General features: G+C 77.1%; 1 protein-coding gene. It reads right to left on the reverse strand.

The annotated features are described in order from the left end of the window. Positions 1-93: 93 nt before the first annotated feature. Positions 94-1050 carry a cytochrome d ubiquinol oxidase subunit II gene (locus DEF28_RS26565; RefSeq protein WP_114400934.1) on the reverse strand — a complete coding sequence of 319 codons (957 nt, stop codon included), beginning with the start codon at positions 1048-1050 and terminating at the stop codon, positions 94-96. Positions 1051-1085 lie beyond the last annotated feature (35 nt).

Below are 1085 nucleotides of genomic sequence, written 5' to 3' on the forward strand. Positions count from 1 at the left end.
TGGCCGCGGTGATCTGGCACAACTGGGAGACCGGCGCCCCGGTCAAACGCTCGCTCATCGCCTACGACCACTGAAGACATCGGACTCAATCATCTAGCCGAAGAACCCGGAGGGCACCGCCGGGCGGCGCAGGGCCCGGTACAGCAGCACCTGGCCGCCGATCATCACCGGCAGCGCCGGCACGACGGCGATGCCCACGAGCACGAGGGTGCCGGAGGGGGCCGGCGTGATGGGCAGGTCCACGGCCGCGGCCACGCACGCCGCGGGCAGCGCCATGGCGATGGCGGAGGTGTGCCGCGACCAGCGCGGTCCCGACAGGCCCGACGTCGCGGCGAGCACGGCGAGCAGCCCGGCCGCCACCGCGGCGGCGGCCCACGGCCGGTCCGCGGCGCCCCCGCCCGGGAGCAGCGCCGCGGCCGCGGCGATCGCGACCGCGCCCAGCGCGACGCGCGCCAGCACCCGGGTGGCCCGCGCCGCCACGTCGGCGCACTCGGCGTCGTCGCCCGCCGCGCCGCCGTGCGGCGGCTCGCCGGCCGCGGGCACCAGCCGCTCGGCGCCGAAGGCCGCGCCGCGCAGCGCGAACAGCGCGGCGACCGCCGCCGCGCACGCCACCGGGAACGGGTGCGCGAGCTTCCCGCCCGAGAGCAGGGCACCGAACACCAGACCCCAGCCGAGAGCCAGCACCCAGCTGCCCGCGACGATCGCGGCGTCCCAGCACCGCCGCCACGCCGCCGAGTCCACCCGGGCGCGGAACCACAGGCCGGCGTCGCGGCACAGCCACCCCGCCAGGACGGCGACGAACACCGGCCACAAGCCCACCAGCACAGCGCTCTTGAGCTCGGGGAACAGCCCGGCGACCACCCCCACCGCCGCGACCAGCCACACCTCGCTGCCCAGGAAGTAGGGCGCCAGGGCGGCGGCGACCCGCCGCCGCTCGGCCGGACGCCGGGCCAGGTGGGGCAGCAGCATGCCGAGCCCGATGTCGCAACCCGCGAGCACGAAGTAGCCCACGACCAGGCCGGTGAGGAACAGGACGGGGAGGACGTCCATGAGAGCGGTTCTCCTTGCGGGGGAAAGGGGGAGGG

Origin of the sequence: Marinitenerispora sediminis, from assembly GCF_003336425.1 — a bacterium.
In the GTDB taxonomy this organism is placed as follows: Bacteria; Actinomycetota; Actinomycetes; order Streptosporangiales; family Streptosporangiaceae; genus Marinitenerispora; species Marinitenerispora sediminis.

What these genes read in the sequence shown, in the direction of transcription:
- DEF28_RS26565 (WP_114400934.1), bottom strand. Translation starts at nt 1,050, where the DNA reads ATGGACGTCCTCCCCGTCCTGTTCCTCACCGGCCTGGTCGTGGGCTAC.